The following is an 18782-nucleotide window of genomic DNA, read 5'->3' on the forward strand; positions in this document are numbered from 1 at the left end:
ATGATTACCAACATCTATTCTATTCGACAAGAATCTGTTATCTCCTATTTGGGACTGACTCTTTTCAGATTCTTAAATTTGACCCATGAGCATGATATCCTCTATACTTACTGTAATGTAACTAAATAAATGAATTCTTCTGTTAAGGGGAGTAGCTATACAGTAAAGTCGTCAGTACAGGATGTCCATCCTCGGCTTTATTGGCAACTAATTTACAGTTGTTTGCAAGACCTTGCCGATTTTTTGGTGAGGTCTTTTTCGTATCTAAGACGGTATAACCAAGATAATCGGTTATACCGTCTTTTTTTGTATCATCAATCTTTTGGAGAGGTGTGAAGGAGTTGTCACAATATTATAGGTTGGCTCAAAGTGTGAAAATCGCGAACGATAAAAACCATACATTGATCGAGGCCGATGATTCATTGTCGCTTATCGGTAAAGGGCGAAGCGCATATGTATTTAGAATCCAAGATACCGGCCTAGCCTTGAAAGTATTTTTCCCGGCTCATACCCACACGGCTAAAATAGAAGCGGATATTTACCGGGCCGTTCAGCATATCGAGTACTACCCGACCCTATTCGATGCAGGGGAGCGTTACCTCGTGATTGATTACATCGAGGGTCACACGCTTTTTGAACATTTGACGATGGGCATCCCGGTAACGGAAGAAAAGGTGAAGGAAATCGATCATGCCCTGAACTTGGCCAGAAAGGTAGGCTTGAATCCATCCGATATCCATTTACGGAACATCTTGATAACGTCCGATAAGAAAGTGAAGATTATCGATCTTGCGCGGTTCCGACAGACAAAATCCTGCAAGCAATGGCATGATTTAAAACGCGTATTCCACCTTTTCTATAGGAGGCCCTACTTTCCCAAGAAAATCCCTACCTTTATTCTCAATTCCATTGCGGCCATCTATAAGAAAAGGTTCTTGCCCATTTAATAAACCATACAGGAGGAAAACCATGAAAAAAATACTTATGCTATGTACATCACTTATTTTATTAACCGGCTGCTCGCTTTTAGGGGAAGTCAATTCATCATTAGACTACGCCGATACCGCAACAAGCTATGTCGGTACCGTAAAAGAGTTTGCCAATGAAGTACCCGCCCTCTCTAAGGATGCTGTCACCGACAAGGAGGCAATGAAGACACTTGAGAATGAACTGCAAACGATGAAAACGGAAATCGAAGAATTCAATGAAACCGAACCGCCCCAAATCGCTGATGGCATTCACGATAAAATCGTCAGTTCCAACCAACAGCTTCAAGACGGAATCGATTTATATCTAAAAAATATGGAAGATGGGACATTGAATCCTGCGGTCCTTGAAGATTCGGAAATCATGAAGACGATTGATAATATCACAAGCCTGACCAACCAAATTGAAAAATTAGGGAACTAGATACCTGAATACTCCTTTTAACCGAGGAGTATTTTTTTACATTCGGGATGATTGCCCCTTTGAAGTGCTGACCTCCTAAAAAAGAATTTCACCTCCAGCCCCCTCCATTTCTACCCTTCAAAAAAAAATATCTTTAAATCATACTATTTATCGCTGGTAAAATAGTAATAAATGATGTATCATACTCTAGTATTTATTATTCAGAGTAGATTAATAGGAATTGGGGAGGATTTAAAATGATTGGTTATGTTTTTCTGAATATCGCCATAATGATTGTCCTGTTGGGCCTTCTATTTTATATGAACAAAAAACATATTTCCTTTACAAAAAGAGTGTTTACGGCACTAGGGTTAGGGATCATATTCGGTCTGCTTTTGCAGTACTTCTATGAACCTGGTTCGGTTGCGATCGTGAAATCGACCGATTGGTTTAGCATCGTAGGTTCGGGTTACGTGAAATTCCTACAAATGATCGTTATGCCGCTTGTATTCATTTCGATTTTGTCGGCATTCACGAGATTGAAGCTTACAAGCAATATCGGTAAAATCAGTGTCTTGATCATCGGGATCTTGCTTGGAACGACTGCCATTGCAGCAGCCATCGGTATTACATCGGCCACAGTCTTCGATTTGGAAGCTGTTCAAATTGAACAAGGGGATGCAGAAACGAGCCGTGGTGCTGAAATAACGGAAAAAACGGGTACCATCGAAGATAAAATGTCGATGCCACAACAAATCATCGAGTTAATTCCAGCCAATCCGTTTCTTGATTTAACGGGTGCTCGCTCGACTTCTACGATTTCAGTGGTCATCTTTGCTGCATTTCTTGGAATTGCCTATCTAGGGGTTAAAAGAAAACAGCCTGAACACGCAGAGTTCTTCTCTAAAATCGTCGATGCCCTGCATAGCATCATTATGCGTGTGGTGACTTTAATTTTACGCTTGACTCCTTATGGAATCTTGGCGATCATGACAACTACGGTCGCAACGAGTGACCTCGATGCCATCCTTAAATTAGGAAAATTCGTGGGAGCTTCTTATGTAGCCCTTATCGTGATGTTCTTGATTCATCTGCTATTGCTGATGATTGCAGGATTGAATCCAATCACTTATTTAAGAAAAGCATTCCCTGTCTTGTCATTCGCTTTCACAGCTAGATCGAGTGCAGGTGCACTACCTATGAACATTCAAACGCAAAAGCAACTAGGCGTCTCGGAAGGGATTGCCAACTTTGCCGGATCATTCGGGTTATCAATCGGACAAAATGGATGTGCTGGTATTTATCCAGCCATGCTTGCCGTCATGATTGCACCGACAGTGGGAATTGATCCGCTTTCTCCATCCTTTATCGCCACTTTGATCCTTATTGTGGCCATCAGTTCCTTTGGAGTGGCAGGTGTCGGCGGCGGTGCAACATTCGCAGCCATCCTAGTCCTTTCCGCAATGGACTTACCGGTAGCCTTGGCAGGACTATTAATTTCGGTTGAACCATTAATCGACATGGGTAGAACCGCCTTGAACGTTAGCGGAAGCATGACGTCAGGTGTGCTGACTAGTAAAATCACGCATGACCTGGATAAAGAACAATACAACGAAACATCTGTTAAACTAGACACTGAAATGTAATCACTTCTCCCCCATCTCGTTACTGAGATGGGGGTTTTGTTTTTCATGAAGTTATTCAAAAGAAAATCCACTCTAAAGGGTGGAAAGACTATATAATAAATGTTAGATAATGGATACATATGGAGGGTGAGTATGAAAAATAGTTCCTCATTAATCATCGGGGTGGCCATCATCATGGGTTTTACAATCCTGGGTTTATTTCTGATGGCCTCATCTAAAGAAGATTCAAAGGGTGCAAGTCATGAAGATCGATATGAATTAGTCCCTGTAAATGAAAATAATATGATCATCTTTGATAAGACGTCAGGGGCATATTGGAATAAATTCGTCCCGAGCGATGAAGGCCCTACGACATGGGAAAAAGGCGATTCTCCCATTAAGAAGAGCAATAACTAAAAAACACTACAATATACACGAAGGAAGTACTAAAAACGCTTGGTTGAATAACCAGGCCTTTTTCATCCATTTAAATCCCCACCACTCTTTCTGTCTTTAATTGTATGAAAATGTCGGTAGTTTAAATTTTCTAAAAACTAATCTTACTATATTTTCCATGTTATATTGTTAAAGATAAAAAATCCAATAGAAATGTTAGGTGAGCGAACTGACAATTGAAGTTTTAATTTTGCACTATATTCAAGAAACACGCCAAAAGCCTTTTCATGCTGATGAATTATTAGATTACATTCAAAAAGAATACGTGAGCGGGAATTTATCTATTTTCCAATACAAAGACCTCTGCAAGGAACTATATAGACGCGGCGCAAAGAAACAACTTCATTTAGGATGATTGCCCATCGAAGGCTTGCAACAATCGCAAAAAGGACTGCCCACTATGAAGACAGTCCTTACTATTTTTTTATAGGTCACTATTTTTCATTCTCTTTTTCATTCGAGCTGTTCTAATGTGGTTAACCTGAACGCTCATTCCACCATTGAACATAAACTGGGCAGCAGCATATACCGCACAGGCGACAAGAATCCCTGCCAATGCATCCAGGATGGCATGCTGTTTCGTGAATAATGTGGAGAGGATAATAAGGGTACCCATGACCGTCACACATGCGTATTCCCGCTTGAAGTCTTCTTTTCTGTTATATACGATGATCATCATGATAAACGTCGTCATTACATGGATACTAGGTAGACAGTTGACAGGCTGGTCATGCATATAAATGAAACGGACCAGGTTTGCAAAGATATCGTCCCCGACAACGTCCGGCCGCGGTACAGTCGTTTGCCAGAAAACATAGACGACAAAACAAATCAATTTACCGGATATCAAACTGCTTATCGCCACGAAATATTGCTTTCGGTCAACAAAGCAATAATAAATCAATAATCCATACATAAACGGATACCAAAGTAAGTAAGGAATGATGAATTCCTTGATAAAGGGAATCCCCTCATCTATTTTCATCGTGACATCGACCGCATCACTCGGCAATTGGTTGATGATGGAGTATATAAAACTAGTAAGGATAAACAATAATAAATAACTTAATGGGTAAAGGATTTTCATGTTTTTTTTCATAGCTTACTCCGTTTTTTTATTGAATTTATATTATAGGATTTACCCCATATCTTTTCATATGAATCATGTATTCATCTATCGTATTTAAAAGCTATGATTATGTCAAAATCTTTATTCTTGGAGGACAAAACCCTATAAAAGAAAAATTTATAACGTGACAAGCTAAAAAAAGGTACTTAAAACCCTTTCCCTAACCATGACATGACTATCATTAAAACCCCGATAACTACTACGACAACCGGTCCTACAACAAATAATCCGAATAATAACGATAAAACAGCATCCATAAAAGTACGGCCGGGGCCTGCTTTCTCTTTTCTTTCCGTAATTAATAAGTCTTCAAGAGATGCAACCTTTTGTTTAAGCTCCTGTAACTCTTGAACAACTTTTGCATTTTGGTCCAAAAACCCACTCCCTGCCTCATTTTCTGTCATTAATTATATCATGAGTCCCCATACAAAGTATAAAATGGTAAAAAACACTTACAACATTCAACTATTCATATAGGAATAAATAAATCTATGATTTCAATTAATTATAGGAATGTTACAATAAAAAAGTTGAGTGGACATCAATCTATAGAATATGTGGGGTACTATTACATTTTATGAAAACATTACGACTACTAAGAAGCTTTAACTTTTTATACTTTGGTTTACTTGCCATTTTCATTCCCTTTCTTCCGGTCTATCTGGATGATCAAGGTCTATCGCCAGGTCAAATCGGTTTCATCATCGGTACGGGCGGGTTTGTGACTTTGATCACTCAACCTTTGTGGGGAATGATCAGCGACAAAACAAAGACCATTCGCAAAGTCCTGTTGTTGCTGATTCTCTGCTCAAGCATACTCGGGTATTTCTTGTACGATACGGGAAGCTATCTCCACCTGATTCTATTTGCCATGTTGCTATACTTTTTCCTGATGCCGATTGACCCGCTGACGGAAAGCCTCAATTTCACAATTGCAGAATCGAATGGAATCAGTTATGGCTCCATCCGTACATACGGTGCTTTAGGCTATGCCGTAATCTCATTGATTACCGGCTATGTCATGTCCCATTTTGGTGCTACTAGTCTAGCTTGGCTCTTTTCTGGCATTGCCATTATCGGTTTTGTCATCATCTGGATGATGCCCGATGCACCCGTTTCCGGGAAGCCCGTCACGATGAAAACGCTCAAGCACTTTTTCAGTAATAAAGAAACGCTGCTATTCCTTTTACTGGTCTTTATATGTGCCGTTCCTGCCAGGATGAACGATACGTTCCTTGGTGTGTACATTCGGGAACTTGGTGGAAGTACCACTCTCGTTGGACTCACTTGGTTCTTGGCGGCTGGAAGTGAAATTGTCGTGTTTGCCTTAAGCTTCTGGTGGCTTCGCAAAGGGAAGGAAATCATCATCATCTCATTCGCGGCCGCATTTTTCTTCATTCGGTATTTCGTCTCGGCCTGGTTAACCGACCCGCACCTGTTAGCTTACTTGCAGATCCTGCAACTGTTAACCTTCCCGATTTTCTACTCGGCGGCCATACAGTATTTGTACCGGATCGTCCCAGCCGAATGGCGTGCCACTGGTCAGACGATATTGGCCTTGCTGTTCTTTGGGGTATCGGGAATTCTCGCCTCATATGTAGGGGGCGCCATCTACGGTGCTTTTGGAGGAAAAGTCCTTTATCTTTCGATTTCTTCCATCTCATTCGTCGGAATGGTGTTCGCCTTGATTCTTTACCGGATTTATGGGAAGAAAGAGATTCTGGTGAAAGCAGAATAAGACACAAAAAAAGTCGACTCCTGTTACAGGCATTCGACTTTTTTTGTTTCTTTCATATCAACCAGCATAGCCATTTACAAAGAAGCCCACTGTTTCCCTTTCACTTTCGGTTAGATCACGGTTAAGCTTCGTCGCCAGTTCCCGCTCCATTGCTGCTTGATCCCCCTGATGTTTGCCGACAAGGCTGGCACAATCTTTGAATAACTTGAACTCCTGCTCCATTTCCTGCTTCGTGCAAGGCTGATCATGATGGGAAAGGATATACGTATCGGCATCATAGGATTCAATCTTCTCAACGAGCCTCAAGGCTTCTTCAGCGGTATAATTCCATTTATCCGCATAAAGATTGGCATACAGGCAATCTCCCAGCATTAAGGTCTTTTCCTCTGGGACATACACGATGCAAGAATCAGCGGCGTGGTCTCCACCTACGTGTTCAACGATGCATGTTAAATCACCAAGATCAATCGTTAGTGACTTTTCAAAAACTATATCAGGAAGCTTCATCGAGATATCCCGCTTCGAACCGAACTCCAATTTAATGGCATCGGCACAAAATGGAATCTCGATTCCTTCCTCGACCCGTTGATCTAATGCGTGATCGTCCCAAGAAAGAGACTGCATCTCTTTCACGTTTCGGTACGTTCGTTCCTGGCAAATCACGGGAATGTCCACATGTCCCAATCCGAATACATGATCCCAATGAGAATGAGTAAGAACAAGCATGTCCCCACTCCAATCGATCTTCGCCAATTCAGCTTGAAAAAGTTGCGCATGTGAAACAGAATTCCCCGCATCAATGATGAGCGTTTTCTTCGCTCCTGAAACAGCGACCAAAATTGGCCGGTCGGTTACCTCCACTCGCGTCAGGTAAACGATATGGTTGGATACATGTTCTAAAGTTTGCATGGATTAAGTTCTCCTTTGGAACGTTGGATTATCTTCTTCAATCAGTTTGCTTACAGTATAGCAAACAAATACAGGGTACGATGTAATATTTCATTTACCTATCCTCTTCCAGAATGATCTATGGTACATTAAATGATGAATTATCAGAATAATCAAATGAAGATTGGCGGTTTCTCACATGGAAAACTATTATTTATTTATCATGATGTGCATTCTTCTCATCCTATTGCCCGGTCCTGATACGGCGATTGCGACTAAGAACACCTTTTCGATTGGGAAAACGGGAGGCCTACAAACGATGCTTGGTACGTGTTGTGCCTTGCTCATTCATACATCCGCCGCTGTTTTAGGACTTTCAGCGATCATCGTCAAATCAGCTTTATTATTTTCCATCTTTAAATATGTCGGGGCCGTGTACTTGATTTATCTAGGCATCAAGACATTATGGGGATTGAGGAATAAGGAAGTGGCAGTAACCGATGAAAGGAAGGATGAAGATAAATACGGAAGCAAGTCTTGTTTTAAACAGGGGTTCCTGACCAATTTGCTCAATCCGAAAGTGGCGGTGTTCTTTCTAACATTTCTTCCACAGTTCGTGAACCCTGGACAGGATACATTCCTGCCCTTTCTATTGATGGGTGCCACCTACACCGGACTGACTGCGCTCTGGTTCATCTTCTATATCTACTTGCTTAACCAGATCAGTGCTTTCATGAAAAGACCGCGGACTCAAAAGGTTTTTGAAGGCATCACAGGCACAGTGCTAATCGGCTTTGGAATGAAACTGGCGTTGGAAAAGGCCTAGCATTAACCTTAGGTCTTGGTCATTATATATAATTTTTTTTACTTCAAAGAGAAGGAGACCATTACTGATGACGACCAACTATGTACTTGCTAGTTTATATTGCCATATTGATACCTTTGTATCTTTTATTCAAAAATGTATACAACAAAAATAAAGATTTACTAAATAAATAAAAGGGGCTGTCTAATAAGTCCTTATTCCAGTGAATTTTGCAAAAATAAAGAGGCACGTTTCTGTCTTTTACTATTTATTCAATTTCGGTGTAATTACCCCTTTTGGGCCAGCCCCTTTTACTTTGGTTTATTCCACATGACGGGCCCTTCCCGAACTCACCCCGAATATCATGACTAATGCAGAGATAAGGATAAGTGCAAAAAGCGGAATGGTCCAATCTTGAGCCATATCGAACAAGTATCCAATGAATATCGGTCCTACGGCTGCAAGTAGATAGCCTGTTGATTGGGCCATTCCCGATAACTCGGCAGCTCGCCTCGCATTCCGTGCGCGAATGCCTATATAACTTAGCGCCAACGGGAAATTCCCTCCCAATGCGATACCGATTAACGTGATACTGATGATCAGGATAGGAAAAGAGGATCCAAACCATAACCCTGCATATCCGACAACCGAGCATAACCCCAGCGCGAAAGCTACCCACACCTGGGAGTTAAGTCGTGCGGCGAGAACAGGGATGAAGAAGCTTGAAGGCAACCCGATGATTTGGGTAAATGATAGCAACCATCCAGCCGTCCCCCTGCTTATCCCATGACTAATCAAGATTTCAGGTAACCATGTAATCGTGACATAAAATAAAAACGATTGAAATCCCATGAATAACGCGATTTGCCAAGCAAGTGGTGAGCGCCAGATCTTCGTAGCGCTTAAGCTCACACTTTTAATGGGATTACCTTTTCCTTGATCTAATCTGATGAGGTACACCCAGATCAATATGGCCAAGACGGCCGGGATTCCCCAGACAATCAGAGCCCCTTGCCAACCAAGGTTCAAACCACTGGCTAATGGTACGCTGAGTCCTGATGCCAGAGAAGCAACCAACCCCATGGACGTAGAATAGATACTGGTCATCAAACCGAATTTCTGCGGGAATTTATCTTTTATCACGACAGGCAAAAGAACATTTCCGATGGAGATTCCCATACCAATGAAAACGGTACCAAAAAAGAGAAAGAATGACATCGAAACCGACCGAATGCAAACCCCGATCAGCAGAACGCACAACCCCACCAACAATGTCTTCTCGTTTGTTAAGCGATTGGCGATTTTGGGAACGATAGGCGACATGATGGCAAACGTAATTAATGGAACGCTCATCAAAAGCCCTGCACTCCAATGGGCAAGTCCAAGATCAGACTGAATCACCCCGACTAACGGTCCCACTGAAGTGATGGCTGGGCGTAAATTGAAGGCAACAAGAACGATCCCCATGGTGAAAAAAAATAAGAATAATGACTTTTTTTGTTTTTGAATAACGGTTTTTTGTATCTCCATTCAAGAATCCTCCTACCAATCCACAAACTTTCTAGATGATATCACAATAGAATATCACAATATTCGCAGAATAAGTTGGAGTAATTTCCCTTTTGTAAAAAAATGCTCATGGTTATATTCGATTCCGAAACCAGTTACGCCAATCCTCTCCATAATATGGACACCTTCGAGAGTGCATTTAATAGAATAGCCCGATAAGACTTGTCCTTTTTCTCATCTTTAGGCGTGTCTATCTTCTTTTTCTTATCCGCCACTAACGTGCTTTTATCGATTTTGTCATGAATAGCCTCTGTCAACTGTACCGCGAATTCCTCGCTATCTATGATCACCATCGAGTCCGTGCTTAAAACCGATGATCGTGAATCAAGGTTGAAGGAACCAACTGCACTTAGCCGTTGATCAAAGACCACCGATTTAGCATGTAAGGAATGCTTATCGGCATATTCATAAAGTCTTACCCCAGTCTTTATAATGTCGTCTCTCAAATCCAAGTATCCTGAGAAGGCCATAACATTGGGAGTGGATTTCACGGAATTGGTGAGTAGGGTCCAGTTGGCAGTCGAATTCATATTTTCTGGTACATATCCCTTCATTTCTTTTGTAGGGACAACATATGGACTCTGAATCAGGACGGACCTCTTCGCTTCCGTCGAGATATCAATAAGCGTTTGCCAGACAACGGGTTGTTTTTTGAAGCGCTCGATCGGATTGTGCAGAAAGCTCACCCGTTTTGTTGGGGTGGTGATGGCCATCCAGTTCATCGAGGGTGAAACAAAATGTTCATTTTCTTTAATGGCGATTTTGTATTGATGGGTTAGCTTATCTTTTTCCTCTTTTCCTTTAGTACTCTGCCTTTTTGAAAGGTCCGAAAAGGGGTCACTCGTGTATGGGTGGTTCCATAATTCATTCATATACTTGTTCATCTGAACGATCACGTTTTCTCCAGTTTGTGTGGCATGAAAGATAATGACATCACGGTCATGGACATAATTCTTAGGTGGTTTTTTCGCTAAATACTTATCGGCTATATTTCGCCCTCCAATAATGCCCAACCGCTCGTCGACCATCATGATTTTGTCGTGAAGCCGGTTGTTCCATGTCCAAGGCTTAAACATTTTGAACGATTCATAATACCTTAATTCAATATTTTCATGTGATGCCAAGGCGAAACGGGCATCACTCATTTTAAATCGCAGACCATGGCTAATCCCATCCAATAGGACCCGAACCCTAACGCCCCGGTCCGCCGCATCAATAAGGGCACCGAGAATCAGCTCAGTCGACTTACCTTTTGCTATCGAATAATAGGCGATATCAATCGTATCAGTGGCTTCCTGAATCATTTGCATCCGTGCACGTCCCGATTCATACCCATTTTCCAGGAGCAACACTCGATCTGAAGAATCTCCCTTCCCCATAAAACCACTTATATCGTTAGGGGGTGCCTCCCCTTTTTTATCCAAAGGAAAATAGAACAGAACAACCGACGTAGCCACTGCATAAAGGACGTATAATAGACATACAAACAGTGCTCCTTTCACGATCTTTTTTGTCATGAAATCCCTCCCCCTAACTTTCCTAATACTATTTGTATTAAGGACTAACTCTATACTTGGATCGAAAAGAGGAATGACTAATAAAGTTCATGAAATAGTCAAATGATATCTTCATTAATATTCGTTTCATAAAGGAGTGATAGTTTGAGGAAGATAATTGGCTTCATTACGATATTGCTCTTTCTTGTAACCATGGATCCCGCACGTCATACCTTGGCTGGTGAACGGCCGGATGGTAAGAGAAAGACAGTGGACATACAAGTTCTAACCTTCAACATCCATCATGCTGTTGGAATCGATGGGGTTCTGGATATAGGCCGGGTCGCGAAGACAATCGAAGGAGAACATGCCGAAATCATTGGGTTACAGGAAGTGGACAATCATTGGTCAGAGCGGAGCCTTTTCGAAGATCAAGCAAAATGGTTGGCCAAACGTTTGAATATGCATTATGCATACATGGCCAACTTGGAACGTGATCCTTTGAATCACGGGGAACACCGACGACAATATGGAACGGCCATATTAAGTAAGTATCCAATCCTTCATGCACAAAACCATTTCTTTAAGAAGATTAGAAATACAGAGCAGCGTGGGTTATTAGAAGCTACAATCAAAGTGAAGGGCAACCATCTTACTGTTTATAATGCACACTTGGCCTTAGCTCCGGAACAAAGACAAAAACAAGTGGATGAGGTCATCGCTATCTCCCTTGAAGCCAAAGGGCCCAAGCTCATAGTGGGCGACTTAAATGCAACTCCAGAAAGCAAGGAAATACAGAAGCTTTCCTCTTCTTTTCATGATGCGTTTGCCAATCTGAATGATGCGTATACATACTATTCCGCGGATGGCACTCCGAAAAGAATTGATTATATTTTCGCATCAAAAAACGTTAAAATATCAAATCCAAAAATCATATCCACCCTAGCTTCTGACCATCTCCCATTGACGGCTAAGATTACATTAAAAAGATAAAGTACCTTCCGCACGAAGATTGAATAAATGAATGAAAGCCAGAAATGTTGGTCTTACAACTTTTGTGCTTTTTCACATGGGGAAAAATGATACACCATTTCCCTTGTCACCAACTTGTCAGGATTTGAATAACCCGAATCACTTTATATTATGATTTCAAAAGGTATACTAATAGGTAATAATGAACGGAAAGGAGTGTTCGTTTTGCGGGAAGGTCTTCCTTTTGGACGGTTGTTCACCAAGCAGAAAGTGAAAAACGTGAAGGTCATGTCCTACAATATCCATCATGCTGTAGGTTTGGATGGGATTTTGGATATGGAACGGATTGCCAGTATAATAGAAGACGAGGGCGCCGATATCATCGGACTCCAAGAAGTGGACAATCATTGGTCAGAACGAAGTGGCTTTGAAGATCAAGCCGATTGGTTGGCTAAGCGTCTCGACATGCATTATATCTATATGGCCAATATCGATCGTCCCCCATTTAAATCAAGAAAAAATCGCCGACAATATGGGGCAGCCATATTAAGCACATATCCAATCATTCAAGCGCAAAATTACCTTCTTACGAAAATTGGCGAATCGGAGCAACGAGGACTATTGGAAATTGCCCTCGATATAAAAGGCCATAAACTCAACATCTATAATACACACTTAGCTTTAACTGCTAACGAGCGTCACATTCAATTGAACGAAATCATCCAAATTTCAAATAGAAAAAAAGGTCACAAGGTCATCATGGGTGACTTGAATACAACACCACAAAGCACGGAATTGAAAACTCTTGCCTCTCATTTTCATGATGCATTCGCCGAACAAAACGATGCTTATACTTATGATGCTGAGGGCATCCCCAAAAGGATTGATTATATTTTCACTTCAAAGGAGATAAAAACATCTCAAGCGAAAGTGATTTATACTCCAGGATCTGACCATTACCCCATTATCGCCACCCTGGCTTTGGATAAGAACACCCACACTCGCCGTTCCAACTAAGGATGGCGAGTTTCATGTATTACTTACACCCCGCCCCTTTTTTGTTCATCACTTATATTCCCCAGGAAACTTTGTATCCCACAAAAACCCCTGCCAAATGGATTATTTTTCAAAAAATAAATGTGTCTAACTTGTGAACAAGATGGATATCGTTTAATATATATATAAAGAGGGAGGAATTTCCATGATTAAGCAACCTTCAAAAGTAAGCGTTTTCAATTATGGTTTTGCATTAGGTATATCGGAAGTGTTTTTTTTAACCAGCTTCTATCTCAGCATTCTTGATGTTTCCTACTTTGCCCTAGCCTTACCGTTCTCGGCTGTATTTCTTTTAGTGTCCTTATACTTCTTTATCCGCACTGATAAAGTCGCAAAGACCTTATACAAACAGCGCGTAGAAAGAGAAGCTGTCTATTCATTTTATCATAAGTCTTTCGGAATCTTCTTAATCATATTCGCTGCATTGCTTTGCATAGCACTTGCTTATTTACCTTTTATACAACAAGGAGGACACTTCTACATTCTTTATTGCGTCCCAATGGCCGTCTTATGTTTGGTTCCTTGCATCACATCGTATAAAGGAATGAAATTGTCCAAAATTAACATTGAAAAAACGCCACCTCATGTAGATATGAATTAATCTCGAATCGAATAAAAAAGCAAGAGGATGGGTCATGTTCTTCTACAATCTAGAAGCATGCCCATCCTCTTTTATTTGAAAAGTCAGGTTTCGAAACACAACCCATTCTTACCGTTTAGCTTTCAAAACACCTTGCTTACCCTTTTGTGATTACGAATGGTAAGCCCAAAACGTATATCCACACTTCATGCTTTTTCCGTTTTACTTACATATTCAAAGAAGCCAAGCCTATTGCCCCAAGGATCACTAAACGTTCCCCACTTTACTGGAACCTCCGCTCTTGAATGAATCTCAAAAAATTCCACTCCAAGTTCTTGCATGACTCTTTCCCGTTCTTTTTCCAGACTAACCACACCTATACGTAACGGACCACATCCTTCTGATGGTGTTCCTTCCGATACTTGTAGCCAACTCCCTGGAATGAGTTCCCACTCCATAAAACCTTCATGAGGCATAAAGTCAGGTTTGCGTTTTATGAAGGACTCATACCACTGGCGTCCTTCTTCTATATCGGTAACCCGAATTTGTATGGTCATTTCATAAATCATTGATTCCCTCCTTGAGTATTTATTATCCAATTGGTATTTACGATCAGATAACACCTCTAACAGGATAAAGAAGGACCTTTAGAAACCCTATAATTTCACTTTCACACATTTAGTCCAATAAGCCTTTCCCTCCCTCTGTTTGTAATGTACCGATCCTCTCCATTCCAGCCATGATTGGTTTTGCTCGTTTTATTAATGTTTGAGTCGCTTCAAGACCGAGGGATGCTTGATGGGCACCTTCATCGTTCCACACTTCATACACATAAACAGAGTTAGGCTCTTCTTCGGAAATATTGACGAGATAGATTTCACAGTCGTCCAGGCTCTTTAGGGATTCTGCTGCTTCTAACAAAATATTTACCATTGCGTCACGTTCGCCATCTTTCACAATGAACTTTCCAATCAATCCATATTTACTCATGTACTCCTCCTTTAATAGCTCCTTTTTGGATACCTGTTAGATATTTCTACATCAATTTGCAATTATCCTATTTTTACCATAAAAAAATAAAAAAACATGATCATTAGCCTCTCCCCCAAAAGGAGATGACCATGATCACGTTTTTATTATCTTATGATGTTTGTTTTTCCCTTTTAGCTAGCTTATCTTCTGCAGGCCAAGCACGCTTAATGAAGAATGTTAAGATTAGCGCCAATCCAGCGATGAAGGTTGATACAAGGAAAGAGAAGTTAATGCCATCTAACATCGCTTGCATACCAACTTGCGCTTGCATTTGAGCCATCATATCAGCTGTAGGCTGACTTGTTAATTTGCTCATGGCAGCAGTCATTAGGTCTTCGCCAGACGAAGTGGCTCGGTTAGACATGACCGTAACGAGCAATGCTGTTCCGATTGCACCTGAAACTTGATTAAGTGTATTATTCATCGCAGTACCATGTGGATTCATACGGGCCGGCAATGAGTTTAAACCATTTGTCATGATAGGCATCATTGCCATGGACAACCCGAACATCCGTACAGAATACAGAACCATAATATTTCCATACGATGTTTCCATAGTCAACTCGCTAAAGTAATAAGTGGTAACAACGGTGATAAGCAAACCAACAGCAGCAAGAACGCGTGCTCCGAACTTATCAAATAGCTTACCGGTAATTGGTGACATGAGTGCCATGATGATGGCTCCTGGAAGCATCAACAGTCCCGAATCGAACGGTGAAATGCCACGAAGCGTTTGAATATACATCGGCATCAAGATCATGGCCGAGAACATTGCCATATTCAGGACAATGGAAATGGCCGCTGATAAGGCGAACATTGGATGGGTAAAAATCCTGAATTCAAGCATCGGCGTTTCCATTTTAAGCTGGCGTACAATGAATAGAACCAGTGTAACGGCACCGACGGCTAATGTTCCGTATACCCAAGGACTATCCCAGCCCTTGCTACCCGCTGAGCTGAAGCCGTACAGCAATCCGCCGAAACCTAAACTAGATAGAATGACAGACAGAATATCTATTCGAATATCTACTTTTTCTTTCTTGTCTTTCAGTTTAAAGAAGCCAAGAATAAGAACTAGTAACGCAAGTGGAGTAATAAAGTGGAAAAGCATCCTCCAGTCATAATGTTCCACGATCCATCCGGATAGCGTTGGTCCGATAGCAGGGGCAGCCATCATGACTAAACCGAATAACCCCATTGCCGATCCACGCTTTTCAACAGGGAATGACGTTAAAAGAACGTTCATTAATAATGGCATCATGATCGCTGAACCAGCCGCCTGAACCATCCGTGCACCTAATAACAATGGGAATACATGTGCTACACCTGCAACAATCGTCCCGATTGAAAATAGCAACATCGCTGTCAAGAACAGCTTCCGCACAGAATATTTTCTAATTAAGAAGGCTGTTGTAGGAATCATGATACCATTCACCAGCATATATCCCGTTGCCAACCATTGGACGGTTGCCGTCTCGATTTCAAGATCTTTTGATATGGATGGTAGTGCAATATTCAAAAGAGTTGAATTAAGTATGGATATGAATGCCCCGATCATCAAGATGGCTAAAATGCCATAAGGGGCCTTTTTTTCTATCGTTTGAGTAGTACTCACTTTTTATCTATTCCTCCATTCAAACTGTTGGTTCATTTTCTTATACGGTAAGTCTAACTTTCTGCATAAAATATATAATATACTCCTCGCCCATATTTTGCAATATAAATTTCTTACGTGAATATTGGGTTTGTGCTGGTATGGAAAATAGTATACGATTACATTTATACAGGCATTATAATTGACTAAGGGTGATCATATGAATGAACGCAAGCAGAATGTCATCGATACAGCTCATAAATTGTTTATTGAAAAAGGCTATCAAGCGACATCCATCCAAGATATTTTAGATGGCAGTGGCATTTCCAAAGGTACATTTTATAATTATTTCCCCTCCAAGGGAGAATTATTTATGGCCATTTTCAGTTCCTTCTATAAAAAGATCCGCTATGACCGGGAAGAACTATTGATTGGTCAGGATTTGGCGGATATTGAAATATTCATTAAACAGCTAGAAATACAAATGACGGTGAATATACAAAGTAAATTACTCGTCTTAATTGAAGAAGTACGTGTATCAAACGACGAAGAATTGAAAGAATTCATCAAGCGCATCCAATTATTAAGCATACGTTGGATGTATGGTCGTTTTATCGATATCTTTGGGGAAAGTAAAAAACCTTATTTATTGGATACCGCCATTCTCTTTAACGGAATGATGGCCCATATGAGTTATTTCAGCTTCCATGCCAAAGATACCGCTACACCAGAAATTAAAGTCATCCGCTATTGCATGAACCGGATCGTCGATCTAGTTGACGGAGTAGCTAAAAGCAAAGAACAAATACTTAATCCGGAATTAATCAATACATGGCTTCCAACCTCTAAAAATAATTTACATCAATGTCATAATGAGTTAATGAAATCCACCTTGGCCCTAAAAAAGGCAACACACAGATCGCTCCCTTGTCGAGAAGATCAATCAAAAGCAAATGAACTAATCGACTTCATTCAAGAAGAGCTGATGCAAACCAGTAAGCCACGGGTATTTTTAATAGAAAGCCTACTCCATGTTATAAAGACCCAATATGCCTCCAAGTCCAAACAAGAAATGGAACTATTCGAAGAAAACGTCAACACCTGCCTGCGCTTATTGGAAAAAGAAATCTAAGGAGACATCAAGAAGGAATTGCACACACCTCTCATTTCTTAGGTGTTTTCTTATGGAAGAATGTAGAACATCTTCCTCCCTTCTAGTACCCCATTTGTTGGGCACTTCTACCTTCATTCAAATAATTGGAACCATTTTCCTTTTGAAACGTAGAGTTACCTAAGATGAATAAGGGGTGGGGCGATTGCTAAAGGTATTCATGATTATTGGTGTGGTAGGAATAAGCCTTTCAGGAATATTTATAGGGGCCTGGACAACCGGGCCTGAACAAAGAGCGAATTTCCAATCGGAAACGAGTGAACATCGGCAGTTCAGATTAAACATGTCATTGTATACCGGGATTATAGGCTTACTGTCATTAGGCATTGCCGGGTTGATATGGTACTTCTAGCAGAAAACCAAAAAAAAAGAGGGTCGCCATTGGTGACCTTCTTTTTGGGCTCATTCAGCCCACTTCTCGTCATCGGAGATCTGTTCTTTTTTCTTCAAATCAAAGGATTCATACTCATCATGAAAACAAAAATAAGAAGGCAATTCAATCGCTTCTCCATTCGCTTTTTCCCAACACTCCGCAAACCACTTTGTGATGGCTTGTTTCTCTAATGTATCCAGTTCTTCATCGTTCTCCTCGTAAAAACTCCAAAAATTATCTATCTCGTTACCTAAGACGATAGAAAATGGTACATCTTCTACAATTCCCACACTACCTGAAAAAATGCTGGAATCCTTCCCCTCATAAAAGACTTCATTCGCTCCTCTATCCATGGAAAACATCGTAATGGATAAATAAAAGTCATTCCGATCAGCCACGAAATCCAAGAGCTCCACTTCAGAGTAAAAGTTGTATGTTTGTACCTTTTTAAGCTTTTCGATCAAATCATCCGAATTCGCCTCAAGATTACCTTCTACGGACTTTATATAGTCGGCAACCGTATAACTTGAATGAACTTCCTTCCCCGTTTCTTCTATAATATTGTCGGCACGATCGGCATGGCCTGCACGATCTACTTCCCCTGACTTAGTATCGTTGTCCAGGTTACAACCACCCAACAAAACAGCACCCACTAATACGATCATGAATTTCTTCAAAACTTCCCCTCGCCTCTTTGTTTTTGCCGCCCATCTATCAAGCAGGAATTTCCATTATAACAAAAGTTTACTATTCCACCATAAGAATATTAAAAAAGAAACGGAATCTTGAAAACCCTAACATGCTGCTTTAAGAATACGGACTAATGCAACTTGTTCCATTACCATTCAATAACAATTTAACGCAGGAATAATTGACTACTCTCACACTTTTTTAGGTAATATAGACCCA

At 40.9% G+C, this 18782-nt stretch carries 21 protein-coding genes; 12 read left to right on the plus strand and 9 right to left on the minus strand.

Annotated features, from left to right (window positions below; translation table 11 throughout):
* Window positions 1–332 precede the first annotated feature (332 nt).
* The 5 genes from AC503W_RS15630 (at window position 333) to yppF (ending at window position 3825) form a co-directional block, all read left to right on the plus strand.
* Window positions 333–947 (plus strand): protein kinase domain-containing protein, encoded by a 615-nt coding sequence (locus AC503W_RS15630; RefSeq protein ID WP_494914823.1) that lies wholly within the window; start codon window positions 333–335, stop codon window positions 945–947.
* A 22-nt stretch (window positions 948–969) separates the two neighbouring features.
* Window positions 970–1410 carry a DUF6376 family protein gene (locus tag AC503W_RS15635; RefSeq protein ID WP_402873793.1) on the plus strand — a complete coding sequence of 147 codons (441 nt, stop codon included), beginning with the start codon at window positions 970–972 and terminating at the stop codon, window positions 1408–1410.
* 236 nt (window positions 1411–1646) lie between these two features.
* Window positions 1647–3035, plus strand: coding sequence for an L-cystine transporter (locus AC503W_RS15640; RefSeq protein ID WP_402957935.1), 1389 nt, complete (start codon window positions 1647–1649; stop codon window positions 3033–3035).
* 132 nt (window positions 3036–3167) lie between these two features.
* Window positions 3168–3431 carry a hypothetical protein gene (locus AC503W_RS15645; protein ID WP_402873788.1) on the plus strand — a complete coding sequence of 88 codons (264 nt, stop codon included), beginning with the start codon at window positions 3168–3170 and terminating at the stop codon, window positions 3429–3431.
* 199 nt (window positions 3432–3630) lie between these two features.
* On the plus strand, window positions 3631–3825 hold the full coding sequence (gene yppF, locus AC503W_RS15650) for a YppF family protein (protein ID WP_402873786.1): 195 nt from the start codon (window positions 3631–3633) through the stop codon (window positions 3823–3825).
* A 69-nt stretch (window positions 3826–3894) separates the two neighbouring features.
* On the opposite strand, the gene AC503W_RS15655 is transcribed toward yppF, so the two are convergent.
* Both AC503W_RS15655 and AC503W_RS15660 read right to left on the minus strand, forming a co-directional pair.
* Complete coding sequence (locus AC503W_RS15655; RefSeq protein WP_494914826.1) at window positions 3895–4569, minus strand: phosphatase PAP2 family protein; 675 nt, start codon at window positions 4567–4569, stop codon at window positions 3895–3897.
* A 176-nt stretch (window positions 4570–4745) separates the two neighbouring features.
* Window positions 4746–4973 (minus strand): hypothetical protein, encoded by a 228-nt coding sequence (locus AC503W_RS15660; protein ID WP_403080297.1) that lies wholly within the window; start codon window positions 4971–4973, stop codon window positions 4746–4748.
* A gap of 203 nt (window positions 4974–5176) precedes the next feature.
* Here AC503W_RS15660 and AC503W_RS15665 point away from each other — a divergent pair, with 203 nt between their 5' ends.
* Window positions 5177–6337: an MFS transporter gene (locus AC503W_RS15665; protein ID WP_402957939.1), complete on the plus strand. Its 1161-nt coding sequence runs from the start codon at window positions 5177–5179 to the stop codon at window positions 6335–6337.
* A 57-nt stretch (window positions 6338–6394) separates the two neighbouring features.
* Here the strand turns inward: AC503W_RS15665 and AC503W_RS15670 are convergent, their stop codons facing one another.
* Window positions 6395–7246: an MBL fold metallo-hydrolase gene (locus AC503W_RS15670; RefSeq protein ID WP_427590706.1), complete on the minus strand. Its 852-nt coding sequence runs from the start codon at window positions 7244–7246 to the stop codon at window positions 6395–6397.
* A 178-nt stretch (window positions 7247–7424) separates the two neighbouring features.
* On the opposite strand from AC503W_RS15670, the gene AC503W_RS15675 reads away from it, so the two are divergent.
* Entirely contained in the window at window positions 7425–8051 is a 627-nt protein-coding gene (locus tag AC503W_RS15675; RefSeq protein ID WP_494914828.1) for a LysE family translocator, read from the plus strand.
* Between the two features lie 300 nt (window positions 8052–8351).
* Here the strand turns inward: AC503W_RS15675 and AC503W_RS15680 are convergent, their stop codons facing one another.
* Window positions 8352–9560 carry a CynX/NimT family MFS transporter gene (locus AC503W_RS15680; RefSeq protein WP_494914829.1) on the minus strand — a complete coding sequence of 403 codons (1209 nt, stop codon included), beginning with the start codon at window positions 9558–9560 and terminating at the stop codon, window positions 8352–8354.
* Window positions 9561–9694: 134 nt separating this feature from the next.
* A complete protein-coding gene (locus tag AC503W_RS15685; RefSeq protein WP_494914830.1) occupies window positions 9695–11116 on the minus strand; it encodes a phospholipase D-like domain-containing protein in 1422 nt (473 codons plus the stop codon).
* Window positions 11117–11260: 144 nt separating this feature from the next.
* On the opposite strand from AC503W_RS15685, the gene AC503W_RS15690 reads away from it, so the two are divergent.
* The 3 genes from AC503W_RS15690 (at window position 11261) to AC503W_RS15700 (ending at window position 13724) form a co-directional block, all read left to right on the plus strand.
* Complete coding sequence (locus AC503W_RS15690; RefSeq protein ID WP_494914832.1) at window positions 11261–12088, plus strand: endonuclease/exonuclease/phosphatase family protein; 828 nt, start codon at window positions 11261–11263, stop codon at window positions 12086–12088.
* A 204-nt stretch (window positions 12089–12292) separates the two neighbouring features.
* Window positions 12293–13084 carry an endonuclease/exonuclease/phosphatase family protein gene (locus AC503W_RS15695; RefSeq protein ID WP_494914833.1) on the plus strand — a complete coding sequence of 264 codons (792 nt, stop codon included), beginning with the start codon at window positions 12293–12295 and terminating at the stop codon, window positions 13082–13084.
* Between the two features lie 184 nt (window positions 13085–13268).
* On the plus strand, window positions 13269–13724 hold the full coding sequence (locus tag AC503W_RS15700) for a hypothetical protein (RefSeq protein WP_402873753.1): 456 nt from the start codon (window positions 13269–13271) through the stop codon (window positions 13722–13724).
* A gap of 185 nt (window positions 13725–13909) precedes the next feature.
* Here the strand turns inward: AC503W_RS15700 and AC503W_RS15705 are convergent, their stop codons facing one another.
* The 3 genes from AC503W_RS15705 to AC503W_RS15715 form a co-directional block, all read right to left on the minus strand.
* Window positions 13910–14272 carry a VOC family protein gene (locus AC503W_RS15705; RefSeq protein WP_402873749.1) on the minus strand — a complete coding sequence of 121 codons (363 nt, stop codon included), beginning with the start codon at window positions 14270–14272 and terminating at the stop codon, window positions 13910–13912.
* A 109-nt stretch (window positions 14273–14381) separates the two neighbouring features.
* Window positions 14382–14693: a putative quinol monooxygenase gene (locus AC503W_RS15710; RefSeq protein WP_402873747.1), complete on the minus strand. Its 312-nt coding sequence runs from the start codon at window positions 14691–14693 to the stop codon at window positions 14382–14384.
* A 151-nt stretch (window positions 14694–14844) separates the two neighbouring features.
* Entirely contained in the window at window positions 14845–16293 is a 1449-nt protein-coding gene (locus AC503W_RS15715; RefSeq protein ID WP_403122621.1) for a DHA2 family efflux MFS transporter permease subunit, read from the minus strand.
* Between the two features lie 256 nt (window positions 16294–16549).
* Between AC503W_RS15715 and AC503W_RS15720 the strand changes: the two genes are divergently transcribed.
* Together AC503W_RS15720 and AC503W_RS15725 are read left to right on the plus strand one after the other, a co-directional pair.
* The gene (locus AC503W_RS15720; protein ID WP_494914836.1) at window positions 16550–17461 is read left to right on the plus strand and encodes a TetR/AcrR family transcriptional regulator; all 912 of its coding nucleotides are present in this window, start codon (window positions 16550–16552) and stop codon (window positions 17459–17461) included.
* Between the two features lie 184 nt (window positions 17462–17645).
* Window positions 17646–17852 (plus strand): DUF5316 family protein, encoded by a 207-nt coding sequence (locus AC503W_RS15725; protein WP_494914837.1) that lies wholly within the window; start codon window positions 17646–17648, stop codon window positions 17850–17852.
* Between the two features lie 50 nt (window positions 17853–17902).
* On the opposite strand, the gene AC503W_RS15730 is transcribed toward AC503W_RS15725, so the two are convergent.
* A complete protein-coding gene (locus tag AC503W_RS15730) occupies window positions 17903–18550 on the minus strand; it encodes a hypothetical protein (RefSeq protein ID WP_494914841.1) in 648 nt (215 codons plus the stop codon).
* Between the last annotated feature and the right edge of the window lie 232 nt (window positions 18551–18782).

The organism is Peribacillus suis (assembly GCF_059384845.1).